This window comes from Paenibacillus sp. GCM10027630, assembly GCF_042676305.1.
Lineage (GTDB): Bacteria > Bacillota > Bacilli > Paenibacillales > NBRC-103111 > Paenibacillus_S.
In genome coordinates, this window is record NZ_JBHTGY010000010.1 from 198144 (window position 1) to 221551 (window position 23408).

The 23408-nt window shown below is 45.8% G+C and carries 20 protein-coding genes; 14 read left to right on the forward strand and 6 right to left on the reverse strand.

The features are described from left to right. Positions 1–27: 27 nt before the first annotated feature. Genes ACFQ0C_RS05755 through ACFQ0C_RS05775 form a run of 5 tightly spaced genes read left to right on the forward strand, consistent with a single transcriptional unit; the run spans position 28 to position 3657 of the window. A complete protein-coding gene (locus tag ACFQ0C_RS05755) occupies positions 28–678 on the forward strand; it encodes an amino acid ABC transporter permease (RefSeq protein WP_258212931.1) in 651 nt (216 codons plus the stop codon). 10 nt (positions 679–688) lie between these two features. Further along, complete coding sequence (locus ACFQ0C_RS05760) at positions 689–1468, forward strand: amino acid ABC transporter ATP-binding protein (RefSeq protein ID WP_379364808.1); 780 nt, start codon at positions 689–691, stop codon at positions 1466–1468. Between the two features lies 1 nt (position 1469). Then, the gene (locus ACFQ0C_RS05765) at positions 1470–2372 is read left to right on the forward strand and encodes a nitrilase-related carbon-nitrogen hydrolase (RefSeq protein WP_379364810.1); all 903 of its coding nucleotides are present in this window, start codon (positions 1470–1472) and stop codon (positions 2370–2372) included. A gap of 20 nt (positions 2373–2392) precedes the next feature. Then, positions 2393–3157 (forward strand): sulfite exporter TauE/SafE family protein, encoded by a 765-nt coding sequence (locus ACFQ0C_RS05770; RefSeq protein WP_379364812.1) that lies wholly within the window; start codon positions 2393–2395, stop codon positions 3155–3157. Positions 3158–3180: 23 nt separating this feature from the next. Further along, entirely contained in the window at positions 3181–3657 is a 477-nt protein-coding gene (locus tag ACFQ0C_RS05775) for a NanQ anomerase/TabA/YiaL family protein (RefSeq protein ID WP_379364814.1), read from the forward strand. 169 nt (positions 3658–3826) lie between these two features. On the opposite strand, the gene ACFQ0C_RS05780 is transcribed toward ACFQ0C_RS05775, so the two are convergent. The 3 genes from ACFQ0C_RS05780 to ACFQ0C_RS05790 form a co-directional block, all read right to left on the reverse strand. Beyond that, on the reverse strand, positions 3827–4021 hold the full coding sequence (locus ACFQ0C_RS05780) for a hypothetical protein (protein ID WP_379364816.1): 195 nt from the start codon (positions 4019–4021) through the stop codon (positions 3827–3829). A gap of 253 nt (positions 4022–4274) precedes the next feature. Continuing rightward, complete coding sequence (locus tag ACFQ0C_RS05785; RefSeq protein ID WP_379364818.1) at positions 4275–4589, reverse strand: hypothetical protein; 315 nt, start codon at positions 4587–4589, stop codon at positions 4275–4277. Between the two features lie 14 nt (positions 4590–4603). Beyond that, complete coding sequence (locus tag ACFQ0C_RS05790) at positions 4604–4768, reverse strand: hypothetical protein (RefSeq protein ID WP_379364820.1); 165 nt, start codon at positions 4766–4768, stop codon at positions 4604–4606. A gap of 929 nt (positions 4769–5697) precedes the next feature. Between ACFQ0C_RS05790 and ACFQ0C_RS05795 the strand changes: the two genes are divergently transcribed. Further along, a complete protein-coding gene (locus ACFQ0C_RS05795) occupies positions 5698–7071 on the forward strand; it encodes an IS110 family RNA-guided transposase (protein WP_379364822.1) in 1374 nt (457 codons plus the stop codon). A 355-nt stretch (positions 7072–7426) separates the two neighbouring features. Here the strand turns inward: ACFQ0C_RS05795 and ACFQ0C_RS05800 are convergent, their stop codons facing one another. Beyond that, the gene (locus tag ACFQ0C_RS05800; RefSeq protein WP_379364824.1) at positions 7427–7876 is read right to left on the reverse strand and encodes a hypothetical protein; all 450 of its coding nucleotides are present in this window, start codon (positions 7874–7876) and stop codon (positions 7427–7429) included. A 158-nt stretch (positions 7877–8034) separates the two neighbouring features. Between ACFQ0C_RS05800 and ACFQ0C_RS05805 the strand changes: the two genes are divergently transcribed. From ACFQ0C_RS05805 to ACFQ0C_RS05830, 6 genes are all read left to right on the forward strand, one after another. Then, a complete protein-coding gene (locus ACFQ0C_RS05805; protein WP_379364826.1) occupies positions 8035–9087 on the forward strand; it encodes an FUSC family protein in 1053 nt (350 codons plus the stop codon). Positions 9088–9159: 72 nt separating this feature from the next. Then, positions 9160–10032 carry a LysR family transcriptional regulator gene (locus ACFQ0C_RS05810; RefSeq protein ID WP_379364828.1) on the forward strand — a complete coding sequence of 291 codons (873 nt, stop codon included), beginning with the start codon at positions 9160–9162 and terminating at the stop codon, positions 10030–10032. Between the two features lie 171 nt (positions 10033–10203). Further along, positions 10204–11394, forward strand: coding sequence for an MFS transporter (locus tag ACFQ0C_RS05815; protein WP_379364988.1), 1191 nt, complete (start codon positions 10204–10206; stop codon positions 11392–11394). Positions 11395–11852: 458 nt separating this feature from the next. After that, entirely contained in the window at positions 11853–12305 is a 453-nt protein-coding gene (locus ACFQ0C_RS05820) for a VOC family protein (RefSeq protein ID WP_379364830.1), read from the forward strand. Further along, entirely contained in the window at positions 12302–13081 is a 780-nt protein-coding gene (locus ACFQ0C_RS05825; protein WP_379364832.1) for a DNA alkylation repair protein, read from the forward strand. Before ACFQ0C_RS05820 ends, ACFQ0C_RS05825 begins: the two co-directional genes overlap by 4 nt. A gap of 52 nt (positions 13082–13133) precedes the next feature. Then, positions 13134–13736, forward strand: a complete 603-nt coding sequence (locus tag ACFQ0C_RS05830) for a TetR/AcrR family transcriptional regulator (RefSeq protein ID WP_379364834.1) — start codon at positions 13134–13136, stop codon at positions 13734–13736. 70 nt (positions 13737–13806) lie between these two features. Here ACFQ0C_RS05830 and ACFQ0C_RS05835 read toward each other — a convergent pair whose 3' ends face one another. Both ACFQ0C_RS05835 and ACFQ0C_RS05840 read right to left on the reverse strand, forming a co-directional pair. Continuing rightward, entirely contained in the window at positions 13807–14697 is an 891-nt protein-coding gene (locus tag ACFQ0C_RS05835; protein ID WP_379364836.1) for a pentapeptide repeat-containing protein, read from the reverse strand. Between the two features lie 109 nt (positions 14698–14806). Then, complete coding sequence (locus tag ACFQ0C_RS05840; protein WP_379364838.1) at positions 14807–15448, reverse strand: DUF2306 domain-containing protein; 642 nt, start codon at positions 15446–15448, stop codon at positions 14807–14809. A 256-nt stretch (positions 15449–15704) separates the two neighbouring features. Here ACFQ0C_RS05840 and ACFQ0C_RS05845 point away from each other — a divergent pair, with 256 nt between their 5' ends. Continuing rightward, positions 15705–16268, forward strand: coding sequence for a glycerol-3-phosphate responsive antiterminator (locus ACFQ0C_RS05845; RefSeq protein ID WP_379364840.1), 564 nt, complete (start codon positions 15705–15707; stop codon positions 16266–16268). Between the two features lie 315 nt (positions 16269–16583). Then, positions 16584–23399 (forward strand): glycerophosphodiester phosphodiesterase family protein, encoded by a 6816-nt coding sequence (locus ACFQ0C_RS05850; RefSeq protein WP_379364841.1) that lies wholly within the window; start codon positions 16584–16586, stop codon positions 23397–23399. The last annotated feature ends 9 nt before the right edge of the window (positions 23400–23408 follow it).

Here is a 23408-nt window from a genome sequence, read left to right on the forward strand (position 1 = left end):
AAATTTTGCAGAAAATGAGTGATCCATATGGACTGGGGTATTGTATCCAATTATTTCACCCTCTATCTGGAGGGGGCGCTGACGACTTTTCGAATATCCATACTTGCTATCCTGTGTTCGACTGTGCTTGGGTACTTTATCGCTTTGATGAGACTCTCCAGTGTTAGTGCAGTTCGTGGTGTTGCATTCGTCTATGTATGGGTGCTGCGGGGGACGCCGCTTATGTTAACCTTGTTCTGGCTTTATTATGCGACGCCATTCGGACTTACATTGACGGCTTTCACGGCAGGGTTAGCTGCAATGACTATTAATTCAGCCTCCTTCAAGTCGGAGATTATCCGGGCGGGTCTGATGTCGGTAGACAAAGGGCAGCTGGAAGCTGCTGATTCGGTAGGGATGAATCCTTTGCAAAAGATGTTTCGAGTCACGATTCCTCAATCCGTCCGTTTGGTTACGCCCCCTTACATTAACAACTGTGTCATTATGCTGAAGGAATCGGCTCAAGTATCGATTATTACAGTACCGGATCTGATGCTGGCAGCCCAAAGAGCTTACAATAGTACGTATAGTGTGGCGGAAACGCTCGGAGTGGCCGGCGCGATTTATTTAACCATGACAAGCGGCATCATGCTGTTTCAGTACTTCATTGAAAAAAAGCTAAGAATGGTGAAAAAGTAGGAGGGCTACTATGATAAAAATCCGTCAACTGAGCAAAGTGTTCCATAACAAAACGGTGTTGGACCAAATCAATCTCGATATACGTGAAGGGGAGGTTGTGTCCATCATTGGTCCTAGCGGTGCGGGAAAAAGCACATTGCTCCGCTGCCTTAACATGCTGGAAGTACCCTCTTCAGGTGAAATTACAGTCAATGCAAAGCAAGTTCAATACAAAACTAACTCCCGTGGAAGGTTGACCTTTTTATCACAAATGAAACTGACCTGGCTCCGGTCCGAGGTGAGTATGGTTTTCCAGCAATTCAATTTATGGCCTAACAAAACGGTGCTGCAAAATGTGACGGAAGGTCCGTGTACCGTCAAGAAAGTGCCTCGTCAGGAAGCAGAGGCCAAAGCTAAGAAGTTGCTTGCAAAAGTCGGTTTGCTGGAGAAAATTAACGAATATCCGGCTAACCTGTCCGGCGGCCAGCAGCAGCGCGTTGCCATAGCCCGAGCGTTAGCGATGGAGCCTAAGGTAATCTTATTCGATGAGCCTACATCGGCGCTGGACCCTGAGCTTGTCCATGAGGTGCTGGATATTATGGTTAAGCTTGCCGGCGAAGGTATGACGATGGTGGTTGTTACTCATGAGATGAATTTTGCCCGCAATGTATCGGATCGTGTGCTTTTTATGGAGGATGGCAAAATTACAAAAAGCGGGAAACCTGAAGAAGTGTTTTGTACAACCAATCCAAGAATGAATCAATTTCTTCGTAATATTAATCATACGGTCGAACTGAGAGGAGTCAACTAAGATGAAAGTCGCAAGCAGCCAGTACCGTGCCAGAAAACTGAAGTCTATCCAGGATTTCGAGGCTCATGTAAGATGGCATGTGCAATCTGCCAAAGAGCAAGGAGCAGAAGTGCTGCTGCTTCCGGAATTTTTTGCCATCGAGCTTATAACCCTGCACGACTTTGAAATTAGAAATGCTGCAGATATTACGAAAATTTTCGAATGGTTTGGCAAAGAATATACAAACTACCTAAAGCAATTATGCGGAAGCTTAGCTAGAGAGTATCAAATTACGCTGGCGGCCGGTACGCACTTTTCGTATCATGTTGAGGATAGCTGCTACTATAATACGGCGTTCCTGTTTGCACCGGACGGAACTGTCTTTGAGCAAAATAAAATTCATCCATCTTATGAAATGGTGTATAACAAGGAATTGACGACACCGGGGAAAAAACTCGATATTTTTGAGATCAACGGAGTTAAATACGGAATAGCGATTTGTTATGACAATTCATTTCCCGAAGTTGCTCGTATTTTAAGCCAGATGGGCGCGGATGTTATTCTTGCTCCAACTGCGTGCTTGGATGAATGGGGGCAAAGCCGTAACATTTTATTTGCTCAAGCGCGTGCATCCGAGAACCAGGTGTATGTGATCAACAGCCATTTGGTAGGCTCAATCCCTTTCCCGAACCATATTCCTTATGGATTTACTTTTACAGGGAAAAGCGGGATTTATTCACCCATACAGCCAATGATTGGTACAGCTAATGCTATTGTGAGCCAAGGGGAAGCGAATGTGGAAATGGTTGTGATCGGAGACATTGACCTTGATTATTTGAAATTCATCCGTGAAAATGGGCATAACCGCAACCGTACCGATATGAGAACGTCCTTCTATCAGCAATACGCATATCAAACGACCTAACAAGAAAGAAGCTGGAGAAAGTGGCCATTCTATCAACGATGCTGCTCATGGGAATGATCCTGGGCTTTGCTGGAACCGGAGGATCAGGATTTATAATCGGAATTTTAGTGGCTGTGTTCCATATACCGGTGCATACCGCATTGGGTACCTCTATAGCAGCTATGGTGTTCACGACGTTGTCAGGCACCGTCAGTCACTTTAAAGAAGGGAACGCGCAGCTGCGCTCCGGACTCATTATCGGAGCTTTCGGAGCGGGCGGCGCTTATGCGGGAACCTTCGTTGCCCAAATGATTGCCGCTGAGCAGCTTGTATGGTTAACTAGCGGCATGCTGTTTTTGTCAGGACTGCTCATTTGGTTTCGCACAAGCAGGCTCTTTCCTGCAAACCGTGAAGCTGCGGCAGGGGGAGGGGATGTGTCAGGCGATTCCTCCTTCTGGATAAAAGCTTGCTTGACCGGTCTGATCACCGGCTCACTCTCCGGAATTTTCGGAATCGGGTCAACGCCCTTTATTCAATTGGCCTTGCTCATTTGGTTTGGCTTTCCTCTACGGCAAGCGGTCGGCACTACCATGGTGGTCATATTGCCTATAGCACTGTTTGGCTCCATCGGTTTTTTTCAGGCGGGTTACTTGGATTTTGTCTTACTAGCTCAAGTAGTAGCAGGTACAATGATCGGTTCCTATATTGGCGCAAAGTTTACCAAGCGTGCGCCGCAGCTGCTACTGCGGAGTGCGATGATTGTAACTCCAATGGTAGGGGCTCTGCTGATGCTTATTAAAATATAAGGGCTGGAGGAGTAGTAAAGCCTATGCTTATCGGTGATTTCAAGAGATGGGAGTCGGATCAATACTTGTTGTCTACGAAGCTCGTGGAAATGTTGGACTACCTCCGTTCCCTTTCCTTTGAGCAAGTGGATGATGGTGTATATCCGGTTGGTGAGGATGGCATATATCTTATTGTAAAGACAGCGGAAACCTTCCCTTTTGAGGAAATGCGACCTGAGCATCATGAGCGATATATCGATATTCACTATATGATTTCCGGTACGGAGAAAATAGGCTTCGCCAGGGCTAACGAGAGCAATAGGCCCGTGGAAGTAGTGCCTCTTGTAGAGGATCACACGTTTTTTGACTCCGTGGAACAAGAGATAGAGCTGCTCTTGTATCCCGGCCAGTACGCTGTGTTTATGCCGTCCGACCTTCATCGTCCCTGGTGCAGCGCATATGGAACGCGTTCTGTAAGAAAAGCGCTGTTGAAGGTCCCTGTGAGTGCAATAGAAAGGTAATGGGGCTGTCCCAAAAGTCATTTTGAGGACAACTCCTCCACCATTTTATCCTGAATAGATGGTAGCAAAAACAGTCTGGCACACTCCGTGCAATTATCAGGAAAATGTCAAGTTAGTTACTCCGAAAATAGCGTTCCAAGCCTTATAGCTGGAATTCCTCATGCTAATTCTACGTATTTTGGCTGATATCCACCATTTCATCTATATTAGAGTTAGTTTTTCCAGTTAGATTGATTTCAAGCGATATCCACGCTAGATTAGCGTTACAATTTCCATCTATTTTCTTTCCTTCCGCAGCGGCCCGACAAATCATGGTCTCCTCTAGATTGAAAGCAGCCTTGAACATCGCTTCTCGCCCCATCACTTAAGTAACATCCAAAAAGCGGCCGGATTCATTTTTGGATTTTCGAACCCCCCACTCTGATGGGAATTTCCCTACAAAAAAGACGCTTCCATTTCCGCTTACATGGTGGTTTTGGAGGCGTCTTTGTACATAGTTTGGGCTGATTCATTCACAGATACCCTTTTGGGACAGCCTCTTTGTCGATTTTGACATTAGGCTGCTTTTGTGTTGGTAGGTGAAATCTGCGCAATTAACCGAAGCGTCTGATGGTGAGTTAATCTTCACCATTGTATCCATTCAGCAGATCGGTTCCATGGAAAATCTCGGTTGGCGGTGCGGCTGGATCAACTGGGGTGCCTTCCTCAGCAACCAGGCTGTCCGCCTGAAATTGTTCCCCTTCGGCCAAAGTATCATTATGGAATGGGTAATCATCTTCAAAATCATCCGTCAAACTGTCCGGGTCACTTGCAGAAGCTTGCCCATACACCATTTGCATGGATCGTGTTGCCTCATCCTTGGGTGACAATTCTTGAAGTTCCTCGGAGTGGCTTTCGCTGGATTTATTCAGGCCATTATTTTCCTTGGACATATGAAATACCTCCCTTAGTCTTCATCTTCCTGAAAAGCATATTGAACGTTATCGACAATTTCACTAACAGCCTCGCTGATCATATCTGTAGGCGCATGCTCCTCTTGTTCAGTGGATTCAGGAATCCCTGCGGCGGTATTGGCAGCTTCGGCGTAATGAGCATCATTATCGTTTTTCAATGAAATCATCTCCTTATTGATTATTAACCAGTTTTATCCTGTACCAACACACTTTTAATTATTCCGGCTTGATGAATTGTTTATAGATTTAGTTATTTTTTCATGTTAAAATGGAAAGCTCCTGTTCGTGACAGGTGGAAAAGGAAGGTTTGTTATGCAGAAGTCGAAAATTTTTATCCACATGGTTATACACAGTATTAACATCTGTTCACACCAAACTGTGCATATATCTGGAATATTTACTAACATATCCACAGGAGTATTTATCCACAGGTGAAATAGCATTTTTTATCCACTTGTGTACAACTAAAACAGTGAGTTGTCTTCAATGCGCTCATCCGAGCCTGGAATATAAGAAAAGCTTCTATTCGAAGCCCTATCGATGAAGATACATTCGTGTCTTAAAGGTAGCTTTTCTTGCAATATCAGACTTCTTCAGCTCCGCTGAAAACATATAAAGTCTGATATTATAAGAAAAGCTTCTGATCGAAGCCCTTTCGAGGAAGATACATTCGTGACTAAGTTGTAGCTTTTCTTGCAATATCAGACTTGTTCAGCTCTGCTGAAAACTTATAAGTCTGATATTATAAGAAAAGCTTCTGATCGAAGCCCTTTCGAGGAAGATACATTCGTGACTAAGTTGTAGCTTTTCTTGCAATATCAGACTTGTTCAGCTCTGCTGAAAACTTATAAGTCTGATATTATAAGAAAAGCTTCTGATCGAAGCCCTTTCAAGGAAGATACATTCGTGACTAAGTTGTAGCTTTTCTTGCAATATCAGACTTGTTCAGCTCTGCTGAAAACTTATAAAGTCTGGCGTGTAATATAATCCACTAAAGAAGGGAAATCCCCAGCAACTATCGAAGATACGAAGCACCTGACAAAGAGCTTCAATCTATACCTACCCTACCACAGGAGGTTGAAGTCGCATGGGGAAATCCTCAAATATTCAAGGCTTAAAGGGAACAAAGTTCAGTCAACTACTACGGGGTGTTAACCTGGAACAAGTCCTCATCGTAGCAATCGATGCGGCCAAGCTTCACCAAAAAGCCCTGATCTGCAATTATTTCGGTGACATCATTGAGAAACCCTTCTTTTTCTCGGTAAGTGATGCCGGAATGAAGCTGCTGTATCGCAGAATTGAACAGGCCATCACCTTTACCGGAGCTGTTCGTTTGCTTCTTGGCATCGAAGCTACTGGCCATTACTATGAGGATATCGTCAGACAGATGGCACTACATGGGTACCATGTGCAAATCCTCAATGCCTACACCACCTTTGAAGAGCGTTCAAGTGCCCTGAGTTGGTGCAAGACAGACGACCTGGATTTGGTGTCCATTGCCCACGCTCTCAAGAACAACAAGGCGACAGAATCTCGCTTGGTTGAAGGCGTTCAGCGGCATCTTCGCGTACTAACTCGAGCACGTCGCTCAGAGATCCGCAAACGTTCTACACTGCGAATCGAGATACGTACGCTCATGGATATGATCTGGCGCGAATTTCAATGCTATGCTAAGCATCAGGATGGGCGAGCTCACAAAGTGAAAGTTTTCAGCAACTTTTGGGGCAAAACTTCTCTCTTTTTCATGGAGCATTTTCCACATCCTTCAGCAGTTCGTCATCTTGGTGAACTAGGACTTCGAAAGCTATCTATTCAGCACAATTTGAAGTTGAGGGCATCCACCATTCACAAGTTGTTATATGTTGCCGAGCAATCTCTGGCGCCTGACGAACAGAAATTGAAACCCGAGCTTCTGCTGTTGCGAATGAAGCTCCAAGACCTTCGTGCGTTTGACTCGAAAGTAGATACCCTCGATCATGAGATCGAAAGTCTGCTGCTCCAAACCGATGGACGACTTCTACTCACGGTGCCAGGAGTTGGTGTGTCAACAGCAGCAGAGCTCTACGCAGAAATTGGGGATGTCACCCACTATACCCATGCCGGACAATTGGTCAAGAAGGCTGGGACAAATCCTATTGTAAAGCAAACAGGAGGGGGCCCCAGTTCTTACGGCAAGATCTCCAAGCAGGGCAACCATCACTTTCGTTATGTGACCTACTTGGTCGGTCGAAATCTATGTCTGCATAACCACGATCTCAAACCGTTCTATGAACGTCTCAAGAACCGTGGCAAGCACCAGCGCTCTATTTTTGTCGCTATGGGCAACAAGATGCTCAAGATCGCTTTTGCCATGCTAAGAGATCGTCTACCTTTCACATCGTCTAAGCCAGCTTATTATGTTGCGGTCGAGGTAAACAAGAAGCTCCGTTTCAATTGCTTCCTTCCTCTCCGAGCGGTTTAGCTTAAGCACAAACGGCTTAACCGGCATATCTGGGACTGAGAGAAGATCCGATCAAATTCTAGAGGCCAGACCTCGTAATTTAGCCTTATCCACCTCGTCCTGTTAATGCGAATTGTACGTTAGACCATGATCTGCACTCAGCCAGATTGCATAACAGGATTGAAAAACGGGGCTATTTCCTTTCAAGTTCGAGATATGACGGTTAAGTCCACTACTCTTCGTCAGTTGCTAACTAATTTTTAAAAATTTTTAAGGTTAGGTGTGTTCGAGTTGCTCAAAAGTCAGTTTAAAGCTTATTGACATAGTACGCTGATATTATAAAAAGACGGCTCAATTAAATGAGCCGCGTCTTTGTCTACTTGGATTCTGTTATCTTAAAGATACCTGTTCCCTTGCTTATATGGTTACCTTCAAGCCAATCCACCTCTACAGAAATGGGCGTGTTGACTGGCAAGGTTAAATCAGATAACGATATTTTTTCATTAGGATCCAATTTGGAAACTACAGTTTTAGAATCAGCTTTTACCGTACTACCCGATAGCTTTTCCTTGGTATCTATTCTATAATACACCGTTACATCTTTGACTGAAGCATCCCCGGAATTTTGAAATTCAATATCGTATCCCTGTTGTCCCAGCGTATTAACCTTCGGCACCATCCGTAATTTCCAGTGGTCTAAACCATCTTGTTTCGTTAGTTCCGTTGTAACGACAGAGCGTACCTCGGTATGCGTACTATCTGTGCTTTTAGAGCAACCTGTGAACATGGCTATTAGACAAACCAGCAATAAAGACATTTTTTGCAATTCGCTATCACCTCCTATTTCTTATACAAATAAAAGAAGAAAATGTTTCATTTAAGAACATGCTATACTAAAACAAAGCATTCGAGCTATTTCGTATGAAAGCTATTTGTAAAATGGCAGAGCCTCTTGGATAACTAAGTGAAGAAGAGGTGTTCTAGGTGGATGGAAAAATGTATTTGGCACAAGTGCTTCAATGGTCTACTGCAGCTAAGGTGGAGCTTGTTGAACTCATTTCTTCAGGAATGGCTATGGCCGGGCCTATCTTGGTCTTCGCCGCAATTGGTCACCTTCCACTTGGTTTGGCCGCATCAGTTGGTGGGTTGGCAGTCAGTGGAGTGAAAGCTGGATCGAGCACCAAAAATCAGGCCAAAGAATTGGCTTCAGCGCTGATACCGGTCATCTTAGCTGCTGTTGCTGCCATCCTTTTACTCGGTTATGGTTGGATGTCCGACATTGCTGTAGTCGTGCTAGCCAGCCTTGCAGCGATAATTGGGGGATATAGTCGTGCCTTTGTTGTCGCAACAACACGTTTTATCCTATTTCTGGCCATCACCATCAACGTGATAGGTACGGCGCCGAATCGGACACAATTATTTTATTTGATCGTTGCAGGGGCTATTTGGAGCACCTGTCTGAGTTTGATGCTGGGGGCGTTAGTACGGACAAGACGTAGTATCGATTCATCGGAGGATGAAGCTTCGACTTTCACAATATCGCAAAAAATCAATCGCTGGAGGAAGTCGCTGACGCACCTATCCGGTTGGCAATATACACTCAGGCTTGCATTATGTCTGTGCATAGCTGAGGGATTTCGATGGTTCTGGCCCGGCCACCATTTGTATTGGATCGTACTTACTGTTGCGATCCTGATTGAACGAAAAGTGGAGCCATTTCCGATCAAAACAACACAACGAGCACTCGGCACCGTACTCGGAGTGATCGCGGCCAGTCTATTCCTTGTAGTTAGTCTGCCGGCTTGGGGAATGATCATGAGCATAGGGCTTCTCGCGGCTGTGAGACCGCTGCTCAAGGTTCGAAATTATTTCGCATACTCCGCATCCATGACTCCTCTCATTATGCTGATTATGAACGCTGGTCAATCGATTGAGCTTGGTGTTCTGTTCGATCGGCTGATCGCAACCCTCATTGGCGTTGGCCTTGTGATTTTGGTCAACCTGATTTTCAGCAGGGTTATGTCTAAGCCAGCATGAGAGTTACCATGAAAAGCTTGCTCATTTTAGCTGAAGATGCCGTATAACACAAAAGGCTGAGGGGTAATTCATATGGTTGATTTTGAATGGTACAGAACCTTTATTACTATTTATAAACATAACTCGGTTTCCGAAGCGGCCAAAACACGTATGATGACACAGCCGGCAATGAGTCAGCATCTAGCTTCATTAGAAGCGGAGGTTGGTGAGCCGCTATTTACAAGGGCAGCTAGAAAGATGATGCCGACAGAAAGGGGCAAAGAGCTCTATTCACAGCTGGCTCCGCTTATAGAATCACTTGAGGAAACAACGATGAGTTTCAAAGCGGCATCCTTACCTACTTTTAAAGTGGTCCGTATTGGTACGGCGCACGAGTTGTTCAGTGAGAAAATATTGCCGCAGCTTCATAAATACACAACATGTACGGTTTCCTACTTTGGAACCGCCGATCATTTGTTAGAGCTATTAAAGGATGACAAGGTAGATATTATTATTACATCCAAAAAGTTTCTCGTTCCTGGAATTGAGTATGAGAGTTTATTTGTTGAAGAGTTTGTTGTTGTTGCCCCTGAACAAATGGAAATTATGGACACAGATAATATGAAGTTAAGAGAACAGTGGCTATCTTCTCAAAATTGGTTAAGCTACGGATTAGAATTGCCCATCATCAGAAGATTTTGGAGAGAGCACTTTAAGAAGCGTCCTCTTATCAAGCCAATTCATGTGATTCCTAATCTACATATGATTTTAAAAGCGATTGAGAACGGCGCAGGTTTAAGCCTGCTTCCTACCTATATATTGGAATCATCGGCGATGGTGCGAGCGAAGCTGATTTATACGGATTTAACGGTGAAAAATGAGCTGTTTATTGCATACAAAATGAAGCATAAACATCTGTTTGGAATGAATGAGATAACAAGGATCCTAAGAGAAAATAAGGAATGATCAGCCATTTGACAGTGGTTGGTCTTTTTTGTATATCCCTGAGCCCAATCGATAAATATATTTATGTATCAACAACTATTTCATAATTTGTTTTATATATAATTTGAGCTTAGAATAATTGAAGTATCCAAATACGAATAACTGGAGGGAACCTTCTTGAATTCAAATAGTATGGCCAATCATTCCTCAATAACCTCAAGTAAAGGTTCAACTCTGGCTTTATATGCACTGACTCTGGGTGCGTTTGCCATTGGGATGACTGAATTTATTATTATGGGCTTGCTTCCGGATGTCGCCTCGAACCTTCATGTCTCCATTCCATCGGCTGGCCTGCTCATTACTGGCTATGCGCTGGGAGTTGCGGTTGGGGCTCCGTTTATTACGATAGCCACACACAGGATGCAGCGCAAAACACTCTTAATCCTGTTGATGCTCATTTTTATCACAGGGAATGTACTGGCCGCACTCGCACCGAACTACGAAATATTGATGGTAGCTCGGATCGTAGCTGCTTTGACGCACGGTTCCTTTTTTGGTGTCGGTTCTGTCGTTGCGGCAGAATTGGTTCCCAAAGAAAAACGCGCCGGCGCTATTGCCATTATGTTTACTGGTCTGACATTGGCGAACATTCTGGGTGTTCCCATAGGAACCTTCCTGGGTCAGTCGTTTGGCTGGCGGTCAACGTTCTGGGTCATTTCAGTTGTAGGGCTCATAGCCTTACTTGGCGTTATGCTGCTCGTTCCAAAGGTCAAAGCGGCTCAGTCGAGTTTGCGGCAGGAGCTTGGTGTGTTAAAGCGCCCGACCGTTCATGTTGCACTGTTAATGACGGTGTTTGGTTTCGGGGGTGTTTTCACAGCCTTCACTTACATTACACCGATTTTGGTTGATATTACGGGCTTCTCGCCAGGTTCTGTTTCCTACATCCTTGTGTTATTTGGAATTGGGATTACTATCGGCAATATATATGGCGGGAAATTAGCAGACAGAAGGCTGCTGCCCTCGCTTACGTGGATACTTGTTTCGCTGGCGATCATTCTGGCACTGTTCAGTCTAACGGATCAGAACAAAATTCTGGCCTTAATCACAGTGTTTATTTTAGGCATAGCAGCATTCGGTACCGTACCAGGGCTACAACTGCATATGTTGAACACGGCTAAGGAAGCTCCTACTTTGGCATCAACATTAAACATCGCGGCCTTTAACCTCGGAAATGCATTGGGTGCGTATCTTGGGGGTGTAGTGATCGACTTGAACATTGGTGGAGGACTTCATGCTGTACCTTGGGTCGCATCTCTTGTGACGGTTGCTGGAATTCTGTTTACTCTGTGGGGGATGCAGCAAAATAAAAAGAAGTCCATTTGAATCAGTGGTACCTCGTCTACTCAAGCTTCGAGAACAATAGTGAAATTATGAAGAACGGGGCGCTGCGGTGAGCGCTGGAGGATTTTGGCGGAACAAAGAGTTCCGTTATTCCATCATCCTGCTCTAATCTAGGGAGATAGCGGAAGTGGAAATTCCGTTATGTTGGTCTAATTGGGCATTTATGCATAAAAACAGAGGGATAACGGAACGAGCGCTTCCGTTATCCCTCTGTTTTTTGGGCTTTCAGACTGATAAAGGAAAAATAACTTCCGCAATGCCCTTCACTTCCGTATCCATGGATTCAGCTCTGGCAGGTTGTTTTGGGTCAAGTGCAGCGTACAAACCTATAATTGTACACCAAGGACGGCAAAAGGGGTTTTTCTCAAACTATATTTACATACATACTGTATGTATGTTAAAATACAAAAGTAAATTACTTCCAAAGGAGATGTTCTCTTATGCAATTAAACAGTTTTTACCCGGTTATTCTTACGGAGAAGGTCGCACTGAGTGCAAAGTTTTACACGGCTTATTTTGGGTTTGAGACCGTATATGAAGCAGATTGGTACGTAAGTCTGAAGCTGTCCAGAGGTAAAGTAACTTATGAACTGGCTCTTTTGGATGCTTCACACCCCACCATACCGACTGTATACCGAACAAAGGTGAAGGGGTTAATACTCAATTTGGAAGTGGAAAATGTGGATGATGAGTATAAAAGGCTTATTCAGGAGGAGAAGCTTTCGATAGAGCTTGATATTCGGGATGAAGAATTCGGCCAACGACATTTTATCATTTCGGATCCTAACGGTGTTTTGATCGATGTCATCCAAATCATCCCTCCTTCAGAAGCGGAAAGCGCTCAATATGTCGAGAAGATATGGTCAAACGATAAAGGCGACGGTGATGCATGAGCGATGCCGTAGCTTTGAAGCATTATTTTGCGGTAGAATTAGCTCATCATCTTTCCGAGTTGATCAGACCTCATTATCCGGAATTTCCCGCCCAATCTTTTGTGGACTCCATTGCCGAGCAGGTGGGACCTCATGAATTAAAGGGAAGAGTAGCTATCATTGCTGATGAATTAAACAAAGCTTTGCCTCCCGATTATCCGGATTCTTTGGCCATTCTGTTAAACATTCTTGGTCCGGAAAATGAAACAGAGGAAGGGATGTTCACCAACGGTTATTTTCTGATGCCTGTTGCCCATTTTGTGGAGAAATACGGGTTACAGCATTTTACTCTTTCTATGCATGCACTACGTGAAATAACTAAGCGACATACATCGGAATATGCGATACGCCCTTATCTGGCTGTTTATCCAGACGACAGTATCAAGCTATTAAGCAGCTGGTCTCATGACCCTAACCTTCATGTTCGGCGTTTAGTAAGTGAAGGGACCCGTCCACGGCTGCCATGGGCTAAGAGGATAAAGGTCATTCATGAAGACCCTGCACATAATCTCGCTTTGCTTGATCCTTTATGGGATGATCCTTCTTTTTATGTCAGAAAATCGGTTGCCAATCATTTGAATGATTTAACGAAGGACCATAAGGATATTACGGTTAATTGGCTGCGTGAGCGGTTGGATGGTGGCGAGAAGCATACCTCATGGATGATTAGACATTCTTTAAGATCACTGGCCAAAAGCATGGATGAAGAGGCGTTAGCAATATTGGAAAAACTTTGAGGCTCTGTGTAGTAAGAAGTAAGGGAGCAAGGACAGGGGATTATAGCCGATTATGAAAAGAAATAAAGAAGAAACTACCGAAACGATTAATAAGATTATTGATGTCGCCAGAAGTTATTTCACTAAACACGGTTATGCAGATTCAACTTTGGAGGATATCGCTAATGAGGCTGAATTAACACGCGGGAGCATATATCATCATTTCAGAAATAAAAAAGGTCTTTTCCACGTTGTGCTGGAGTCGGTTCAGAAAGAAGTTGCGGAACGGATTGAAACAGAGGCGGCAAAAAGTGATGACGTTTGGGAGCAATTGCTTTTGGGCTGCCGCGCATTTGTTGCAGCAGCAGTTGAACCACAGAACAAGCGAGTCATGCTCATAGACGGTCCGGCAGTCTTGGGATGGGAGACTTGGCGAATTATGGACGAGCACAACTCGATGCGGCTGCTTCGGGGACAGCTTCAAATTATGGAGCAGCAAGGATGTTTGAAGCCTGTGTCCATTGATGCAATGACCCATTGTCTTTCAGGCTCATTGAACGAATCAGCGCTCTGGATTACACAAATGCCGGATTACCAGCAATCACTAGAGGCTACAATGAGAGTCATTTCCCATATGCTAACAGGATTCAAGAGTGAAACCGTTATAGAGGAATAAAGCGAATGCTTAGATGAATTTGAGCATGAACACACCCGATACCAGCAATCTGTGCGACTTGCCATAGTTATCAAATGCTCGCTTTATGCTCCGAAAGTGACCAGTGAGCTGGGGGAGCCAATGGCGGCGGCAGCTTTGTGCGGACATCCCCTTTCGCTGCGTTGAGCTGGGCTTGGGTGAGAAAAATACTATCGGTGAGGTCGGCACCCCTGAGATCAGCGTCTCGGAAATCAGCACCGATAAGGTCAGCCCCTCTCAAGTCGGCGTCTCTGAGGTCAGCGGCAATGAGGTAGGCCCCTCTCAAGTTGGCGCCTCTCAGGTCGGCACCTCTCAGCTTCGCACCGATAAGGTCAGCCCCGCGGGTGAAGGCCTTTAGACGGCTTGAGGAGCCCTTCAGTGAACGAAGCGCTTCGGCTCGCGCAAGCTCACTGGCTCGTAGGAGCAGAGCATTGATATCTGCCCGATGTGCTGCCACATTAAGCTTCAGGATTGAGCCGGCATCGAGATGAGTGAGGCGTTCCGTCTCCTCGAGGGCCAATCTGAGCTCATTATGAATCGAGCTTGCAGCTTGCAGCGTCAGCGCCTCGGTCAAATACCAGAGGAGCTCGTGCAGCTGTCGCATAATTGGAAATACATTAAACATTTGCTCCGCGGATTCCGGGACTTGCTGCCAGTCGTGGCCGCCGAAAGTATCTCGGGAGACCTTTTGCCCAGCGCCGAAGCAGTCATAAACCGTGCAGCCTCTAAAGCCCAGCTGCCTGAGGTTGTTGTGAACGCCGCAGCGGAAGTCCGATTGCAGGTTGTGGCAGGGCTGCCCGGCGTCTTTGTCGATGGCGAAGTCTATCGAAGCTGCGAAGGGCAGCGCAGCACAGCATAAGCCGAAGCAGCTCTCGCAGTCAGCTTGAAGACGGAGGCGGCTGCTGTCGAGGGAAGCTCCTGAAGTTTCGCGATTCTCGGACATGGCATAGCCTCCTTGGCTTCATCGTATTTGCATAATTGCGTAATCTAATCTACAACAAGATGTAGTATGAGAACAGATAATTTTCTTGTATAAATGATTTTTTACAATGTTAACCGGACAACCGGCCGCTACGTTTGGGGCGCAGACGAATCAACGCTTCGATGAAGAGCAGGTTCGGAATCCAGCATAGCCAAGCCACGACTTGATAGGCTTGAATAAAGTTGCCATGATAAATGACGATCAGCAAGGGCAGCCATATCCTTAGTGTGACGGCTGCGAAGGTTAGTGCATAGCTGCGCAGCATCCATTCCTTGTGGGCTTGAGCATTATTGCCTAAAATCTTGAATACGCTGATCCACGTGGCTCCAACCCACACGATATCCAGCAGCAAAAAGCCGAGCGCGGAAACCCAGCCGCCTGTAGCTTGCAGGGACAAATAAAGATTGACGAGCCCGCTGATTGTAATGGACCCAACATAGACGAAGCCAAGCAATCGGTGGCGACTAAGCCGCTTGGTGCTCCTTGGTTTCAAAAAAAGTTGGAACGGACCGATAACCAGCGCCAGTACAGCCGTCACAATGTGGGTATAAAGGGCATAGATCCAAGGATTCAAGTGAAAATCCGGGTTCCTTAGCTTGGTCGAAACGAGTCCGGCTTTTTGAGGTTCGTACAACCCGTACTGTATCAATGCGTAAGCGCTTATCGCTAGGGCCAATACAATAACGAGCGCTCTTATCATGCTCTTACCCATCTGTGTTCCCTCCTCATCATTTTTCATACTTAGACGTTGGCGTGCTTGCTCCTCCCTTCAAAAAAGAATGAAGCTGTTGAATAATAGTATTACACCCTGGCCTTGAGTAACTAAGTACAAGGCTGTTTGGCATGTTCGGGGGTTGTACATAAATTATTATTTTATAAGTCAGGTTAACATTCCAATAACAATTGTCTGTTAAGTTAATAAAGCGCAGGCAATGAAATGAAATTATTAAAAGGAGTGGAACAGGACTATGAAGCAGAATTTGCACAATTATTGGGGAACTAGAAAAATCATTCCTGCCGTGAGGAAGCCAGAGGATTTGCAGGCGGCATGCCGTGGTGACTGGCCGGCCGTATTTTTACTGATCGGTGATTTATTTACTGTGGAGGATTATGTAAGCCGAGCACTTCGGGCCGGCAAGAATGTGTTCTTGCACGTAGATTTTATAACGGGACTGGGCGGAGATCCGATTGTTATGAAGTATATTGCCGAGCGGGTACGCCCTACAGGTATTATTTCAACCAAGAGCCATTTTATAAAGCATGCTAAAAAAAATGGGCTTTTGGCGATTCAGAGGTTATTTCTGATTGACACTTCAGCATTGGAGCATGGGATTCATAATATTGAGCAGAGCGAGCCGGATGCGGTTGAGATTATGCCGGGACTTATCCCGAGTGTTATTACGAGACTTAAGGATACCATTTCACTGCCTATTATAGCAGGGGGATTAATTCAGGAGCCATCTGAAATTGAAATCGCGTTGCAGGCAGGGGCCAGCGCTGTATCCATGGGAAGCAAGCGGCTCTGGACGTAGGTTGCAATGAAGGAGAGAATAGTTTTACAATTTTTTCATATGTGGTTGATGTTCCGATAACAAAACGCTGATAAAGTAACAGTAGTAGGTGACAAATGAATAGACGAGGGTACGAGTCGAGGAGAAAACCCTTTTATGCAGCAGATGGAATAGCCCTGTTGGGCGCGAGATTTCCGTTTGATGGATAGAAGGGTTTTTTGTGTTTCCTTGCTACCGAACTTGAGGGGGGATGGTGGATTTTATATATCCGGGATTAATAAATAAGCATGTTGCATGAATCATACATAACCCTATGGAAGGAATGAATGGACAACCATGAAAAAAAGGATCGCAAAGCTTTTACAAATGACAACCATAGCCGCTTTGATCAGCAGTTTGTTTCAACCGGCAGCCTACCTGCCACAAGCTCATGCGGCCGATGCGGGGAGGAAATCGCTGGAAGTTAACAAAACATTAACGGCACCCGTAATTGACGGCAAGCTGGATGAATCCCTCTGGAAGATTGACCAGCCGTTAACTGCCAAGGTTGGTCAAGGAACCTTCAAGGATTCCAAATTCGGCCTGCTGTGGGATAACCAATACTTGTATATCGGTGTAAAAGCGGACGATGATAATCTGATCTCCGGCGCTTCCGGCAATTGGTTTGAACAAGATAACATCAACCTATTTTTCGATCCTACGCAGCATCAATCAGGACCTTTTGCTAAAGACGATATGCAAATAGGTTTTGTGTACCAGCCGAATACAACTACGCCGGAATTCCATTTTGGTGCTGCATTAAACAATCATAGCGGCAAGGACGAGAAGAAGATTCTTAGAGCCATTAGCAAGACAGCTACGGGCTGGGCGTCCGAAATAGCGGTACCCTGGGATATGTTGAATTTCAACCCGCAGCTTAAGAAGCAGCTGGGGCTCGAAATTAGTACAACAGACCGGTATGGAGCAGATGCAGCTGAGCAGAGAACAAGCTACTGGAGCGCCTACAACTCCATGTCGTTCTGGAATGATACATCAGGATATGGAAGCCTTACTCTGGTAGACAGCAATCCGGTTAGCGGTTCTGTAAATCCTGTACTGCTGGAGGATAACTTCGACGGCTACGCAGCAGGTACGCTACCTCCTAACTGGATATCCGATGTGAATGCGGGAAGTGATCCTTTTACCGTTGTTAAGGATACTTATGGTAATGGTCGGATGTCCTTTAGCGGGAATGCTGCTAATAAGCAAAGCCGAATTACAGCTCCTGTGCAGTGGGACAACTATGTGATCGAAGCCGATTTGAGGTTCGAAGGTGTATTGAATGATGCGAGATGGGCTTCCATTATGTTCCGGGGGGCCTCTAACGGAAAAAATCCGTACAATCAAATGGCCGTCCGCCGGAATGGTACTTATGAGCTCGCTTATCGGATGGCTGACAACAATTGGGCTAGCCCGACACCTGTGAGTGGAACGTGGCAGCAGCTAACTATGAACACGGATTACTCGTTGAAGGTCAGAGTATTCGATAATAATGTCAAAGAGTACATTAAAGCCAAGTCATCTCCAACCTACACTAAGCTTATGGATCAAAATTTCAATGCCAATTTGCTTGAAAGAGGTAAGGTTGGCTTTCAGGTGGATCAGAGCAAAGCTTCATTTGATAATTTGAAGGTAACAAGAATTACGGCTGACCGGCTGGATGTGACAATGCCTGCTACTCTCGAAGCATTAAGCGGAGAGACGAGCGTAACAAGCAGCGTGTACTTCTCTGATGGGATTACCGAGGCTCCGCCAGCGGATCGGGTGAAGCTGTATTCGATGGATGAGAGCATAATCAAGATCAGCAATAATAAGCTTTATCCGCTTAAGTCAGGTAAAGTAACGATCAAGGCTGTGTACGCAAATGCAGACACGTCAAAAGAAATTACCGTGACACCATCCTTGTCAGGGGTTAAGGCAGTATCGCTTAAGCATGATGAGGGATATATATTGGCTGTCACAGACCAAGCAATCAATCCTAATACGATCACACTAAAAGCTGAATTTAACGACTTGTCCACGGGGACGGTTACCGGCGACCAAGTGGCCTGGACCTCGACAAGCTCAGACATCGTGATTACTGGCGGACAAATAGTCGTGAAGAAAAAAGGCATCTATACCATCACCGGAACAAAGGATAGTGCAACAGTGTCGATAATGGTTGTTGCTAAAGACGCTGGAGATGCAGAGTATGTGCTGTATGAGGAGAACTTTGATAATCTGGCGGCAGGTACACTGCCAGCAGGCTGGACAAGAAAGGAAGGAACAACCGCCTCCGCGGCTGTTGTGAAATCAGGCGCGTTCGAGATAAATGCCAGTGCATCCCCCGATAATCCTTCCCGGGTGCTGCTTCCTTCCTACTTGGGCAGCTTCGGCAATTATAAGATTGAAGCCGATGTGACTCATTTGTCAGCCAATGATACTGCAAGATGGCACTCTATCATGTACCGGATTCAGAATCATGATTTCCCGTATTACCAAATGGCTGTTAGGCAGGACGCAACAGCGGTTAACGGAATCGAGTTTGCAGAGCGAACTCCTGCCAATGCCTGGAACGTTATAGATCGAGGTTCGAATACAGAAGCTATTGATCCGGCCAAAATGTATCATTATACCGTGAAGGTCCACGGAAATCGGGTTCAGGAATCGATCAACAACCGTATCATCGTTGATACGGATGCGGCTACAGCCTACACGAAAGGCGAAATCGGATTGCAATCCAACGGAAGTAAAATGAAAGTGGACAATATCCGTGTCACGCTGCAGCAGGACGCATTGCCTCCAATACCAAACGGCCGTTTCGTTACGGTAGCGGAGCCGGATACACGCATTGCTGCGGCAGCTTCGATTGTGACTGAGCTGCAAAGCGCTGGAGATTTAGCAAAACTGAGCGGTTCTTCACTTCCTTCAACTGTCATCCTACATGTAGCCCCAGGGTTAAAGGTGACCGATTCTACAGGCAAAACGGAAATCGGAAGTCTGGAATCGCTGCTCGGTTCGATTGAAGGGCGCATCATCCCAACTTTTTACGTAAAGGACGAGTCAACGGTAGACCAGTTAGTGGAGTATTTGAAAACAAACAATTGGGAGGATGCCGCAGTTGTTTCAGATAATGGAGAGTTAATCAAGCGTGCGAGAACAGCGTACCCGGTTATCCGCGGTATTGTGGATTTTAGTGCGGCATCAGACCTATCCAAGGATAAACTGTTGGAGGTCCGCAGAAAAACGGCGGCGAGCCTTGCAAGAATCGCAATTTTACCGCAGAGTGTTTCCACTAGAGACAATGTTTCTTATTTGCAGGCACGTATGATTATGGTATGGACGAAGGATGTGTCCAGTCAAGCGGATAAAAACATCAACATGCATCAACTGATTACAACAGGCGTGAACGGAATTGTTACGGACGCACCAGCTACGGCGTTAAATGCCTTGAAGGTGTATTCCAATAATACTACGCTTATCCGCAAACCTTATATTATTGCACACAGGGGGATGCCATCTACTTCTCCTGAGAACACGATAGAAAGCAATAGATTGGGCTTGGAGGCGGGTGCTGAATTTATCGAGAATGATATGTACCTTACCAAAGACGGACGTATCGCTATTCTTCATGATGGTTCCTTGGAAAGAACAACGAACGGAACCGGCAACATAGAAAATTACACAATGGAAGAATTAAAGAAGCTCAATGCTAACAAGCCTTTTCCGACGGGCTTCCCTGATGTGAAGATTCCTACTTTGGATGAACAGATCGACCTGGCCAGAGAAAAAGGCGCAATGGTTATGGCAGAAATCAAGACCTCAACGCCTGCTGCAGTAGACGCTTATGTCAAACTCATCAAGGATATGAATGCCGAGGCGCTTGTGGATACAATGTCATTTGACATGAACCAGCTAAAGCGAATGGCGGAGCTGATGCCTGAGATGCCATTAGGCTTACTAACTGGAGGCTATGCGAGTGAAACGAATGTTAATAAGTCATTGCGGGAGACCCTAAAGCTTCTTCAAAGCTTGAATGCCTCGTATAACACCAGCTATAGCGGTTTAGGTAAAAATTTCATGGAGGCGGCGAAACACCGAGGAATTATTATCTCTCCATGGACTTTTAATAATAAAAATGATTTTATGAGCTATATGAAGCTTGGCGTCTTCGGTATTACAACCGATTATGCTTTCTGGGCTTCAGATTGGGCGGCTTCCATTAAGCCGGAGAAGGATCAGTATGACCTGGCTAAAGATGAGAGCCTCTCCTTAAAAGCAGTTGTTAAGTCCTATGAGGGAAAAGAAAAAACTATCGATCCGGATGTTATTGTATTGGATGGACAAGATGTAATCGAACTGAACGGAAGCAGCATCACTCCAAAGAAGGCTGGAGTTGCGCATGTGTTGCTACGATATACTTCCTCAATGGAAGCGAACAACACTTACGATATTTACACTCAGCCTGTCACATTGAAAGTGGCTGGAACGATTCCAGCAGCTCCAACAGGATTGACGGCAACAGCAGGCAACACTCAAGTAACGTTGAACTGGAGCAGTGTAACGGAAGCAACCTATTATACTGTGAAACGCGGTACAACAAGCGGTGGTCCATATACTGTAGTAGCAAGCAGTGTGAGCAGCCCGACTTATACAGATACTGGCTTATCGAATGGAACGACTTATTACTATGTGGTGACAGCAGGGAATGCAGCTGGGCAAAGTGCGAACGCAACACAAGTAAGCGCAACACCAGCAGTACTAGTCACGATTCCAGCAGCTCCAACGGGATTGACGGCAACAGGAGGCAACGCTCAAGTAATGTTGAACTGGAGCAGTGTAACGGAAGCAACCTATTATACTGTGAAACGCGGTACAACGAGCGGTGGTCCATATACTGTAGTAGCAAGCAGTGTGAGCAATCCGACTTATACAGATACTGGCTTAACGAATGGAACGACTTACTACTATGTCGTGACAGCAGGTAATGCAGCAGGTCAAAGTGTGAACGCAACACAAGTAAGCGCAACACCAGCAGCAGTGATCACGATTCCAGCAGCTCCAACGGGATTGACGGCAACAGGAGGCAACACTCGAGTAACGTTGAGTTGGAGCAGTGTAACAGAAGCAACCTACTATACTGTGAAACGCGGTACAACGAGCGGTGGCCCATATACTGTAGTAGCAAATAATGTGAGCAATCCGACATACACAGACACAGGCTTAACGAATGGGACGACTTATTACTATGTGGTGACAGCAGGGAATGCAGCTGGGCAAAGCGCCGATGCAACGCAGGTGAGCGCAATACCAGCAGCAGTGATCACGATTCCAGCAGCTCCAACGGGATTGACGGCAACAGCAGGCAACACTCAAGTAACGTTGAACTGGAGCAGTGTAACGGAAGCAACCTATTATGCTGTGAAACGCGGTACAACGAGCGGTGGTCCATATACTGTAGTAGCAAGCAGTGTGAGCAGCCCGACTTATACAGATACTGGCTTAACGAATGGAACGACTTATTACTATGTGGTGACAGCAGGGAATGCAGCTGGGCAAAGTGCGAACGCAACACAAGTAAGCGCAACACCAGCAGCAGTGATCACGATTCCAGTAGCTCCAACGGGATTGACGGCAACAGCAGGCAACACTCAAGTAACGTTGAACTGGAGCAGTGTAACGGAAGCAACCTATTATACTGTGAAACGCGGTACAACGAGCGGTGGTCCATATACTGTAGTAGCAAGCAGTGTGAGCAATCCGACATACACAGACACAGGCTTAACGAATGGAACGACTTACTACTATGTCGTGACAGCAGGGAATGCAGCTGGGCAAAGTGTGAACGCAACACAAGTAAGTGCAACACCTACTGCAGGAAATAGTGGGAATCACAGCAGGGGCGGCGGTTCGAGTTCAACGGGTACGGATGTTAACCAACCAGGCGCTACCAATCAATCGACAGATTTAATTGAAGCCAAAGAGGGTACGGTTGATCTTTCCAAGCTTAAGGAATCATTAAACAACTATTCCAAAGTACAGGTGAAATTAACCGGGGATAAGCTGATGGTTCCTGCAGCGAGTCTTGCCGAAGCCAGCAAGGATGCAGGCAAGCTGCTGGTTGTTACAAGTGATAACGCGACCTATACGATGCCGTTATCTATATTGAAGCTTGAGACTTTGGCGCAGCAGCTGGGAGTGAGTGTGGATGATTTGTCCATCCAATTCACACTTCAAAAGCTGAGCGGAAGCGAAGCAGCCGCAGTTCAAGATGCTATAGCCGCAACAGGAGGCAAGCAAGCTGCCGATGCCGTGCATTTTGAAGTGGAGGCCATTAACAAAGCTGGGCAAACGGTACGTATTACTTTAGGCGCTACGTATGTATCTAGAGAAATTGCTGTAAATAAGGCGATTGATCCTAAGAAAGCGACGGGCGTACGGATGATGCCTGGCTCGAATCAGCTTAGATTCGTACCATCCCTCTTCTTTACAAAGGACGGGATTACGACAGCTATAATGAAGCGTAATGGAAACAGTGTGTATACCGTAGTTGAAAATAACAAAACCTTCGCTGATCTGGCGAATCACTGGGCCAAGGAAGATATTGAGCTGTTAGCGAATAAGCTTGTCGTTGATGGAGTGAGCGACAGCCGCTTCGAAGCGGACCGCTCTATCACTCGGGCAGAATTTGCAGCCCTTCTGGTCCGTTCCTTAGCAATGGATCCTGCGGCTATTAAAGCAAGCTTCAGCGATGTAAAAGATGCTGACTGGTATGCTGAAGCGGTAGCAACAGCTGTGTCCGCAGGCATTATAAGCGGTTATGAAGACGGTACATTCCGTCCGAATAAGGAAATCACGCGTGAGGAACAGGCGGCGATGATCATTCGCGCAATGACTTATGCGGGTGTTGATGCAGGTATGATCCAAGCCCAAAATAAGCTTGGGGATATTCTGGCACCTTTCAAGGATGCAGGCAAAATCGTTTGGGCGAAAACCGAGATAGCTGCAGCGATTCAGTCAGGACTGATGAACGGAATGACAGTTGATACCTTGGAATCAGGCAGCCACGCGACTCGTGCACAATCTGCCGTATTGTTGAAACGGTTTTTAAGCAAAGTAAACTTTATTAATTAGCAGCTGTAT

Bases quoted from the DNA above. Each gene is read 5' to 3' on its own strand.
- ACFQ0C_RS05755 (WP_258212931.1), top strand. From the start codon at position 28: ATGGACTGGGGTATTGTATCCAATTATTTCACCCTCTATCTGGAGGGG.
- ACFQ0C_RS05795 (WP_379364822.1), top strand. From the start codon at position 5,698: ATGGGGAAATCCTCAAATATTCAAGGCTTAAAGGGAACAAAGTTCAGT.
- ACFQ0C_RS05760 (WP_379364808.1), top strand. From the start codon at position 689: ATGATAAAAATCCGTCAACTGAGCAAAGTGTTCCATAACAAAACGGTG.
- ACFQ0C_RS05825 (WP_379364832.1), top strand. From the start codon at position 12,302: ATGAGCGATGCCGTAGCTTTGAAGCATTATTTTGCGGTAGAATTAGCT.
- ACFQ0C_RS05850 (WP_379364841.1), top strand. From the start codon at position 16,584: ATGAAAAAAAGGATCGCAAAGCTTTTACAAATGACAACCATAGCCGCT.
- ACFQ0C_RS05775 (WP_379364814.1), top strand. From the start codon at position 3,181: ATGCTTATCGGTGATTTCAAGAGATGGGAGTCGGATCAATACTTGTTG.
- ACFQ0C_RS05835 (WP_379364836.1), bottom strand. From the start codon at position 14,697: ATGTCCGAGAATCGCGAAACTTCAGGAGCTTCCCTCGACAGCAGCCGC.
- ACFQ0C_RS05845 (WP_379364840.1), top strand. From the start codon at position 15,705: ATGAAGCAGAATTTGCACAATTATTGGGGAACTAGAAAAATCATTCCT.
- ACFQ0C_RS05840 (WP_379364838.1), bottom strand. From the start codon at position 15,448: ATGGGTAAGAGCATGATAAGAGCGCTCGTTATTGTATTGGCCCTAGCG.
- ACFQ0C_RS05785 (WP_379364818.1), bottom strand. From the start codon at position 4,589: ATGTCCAAGGAAAATAATGGCCTGAATAAATCCAGCGAAAGCCACTCC.
- ACFQ0C_RS05830 (WP_379364834.1), top strand. From the start codon at position 13,134: ATGAAAAGAAATAAAGAAGAAACTACCGAAACGATTAATAAGATTATT.
- ACFQ0C_RS05815 (WP_379364988.1), top strand. From the start codon at position 10,204: ATGGCCAATCATTCCTCAATAACCTCAAGTAAAGGTTCAACTCTGGCT.
- ACFQ0C_RS05810 (WP_379364828.1), top strand. From the start codon at position 9,160: ATGGTTGATTTTGAATGGTACAGAACCTTTATTACTATTTATAAACAT.
- ACFQ0C_RS05820 (WP_379364830.1), top strand. From the start codon at position 11,853: ATGCAATTAAACAGTTTTTACCCGGTTATTCTTACGGAGAAGGTCGCA.
- ACFQ0C_RS05765 (WP_379364810.1), top strand. From the start codon at position 1,470: ATGAAAGTCGCAAGCAGCCAGTACCGTGCCAGAAAACTGAAGTCTATC.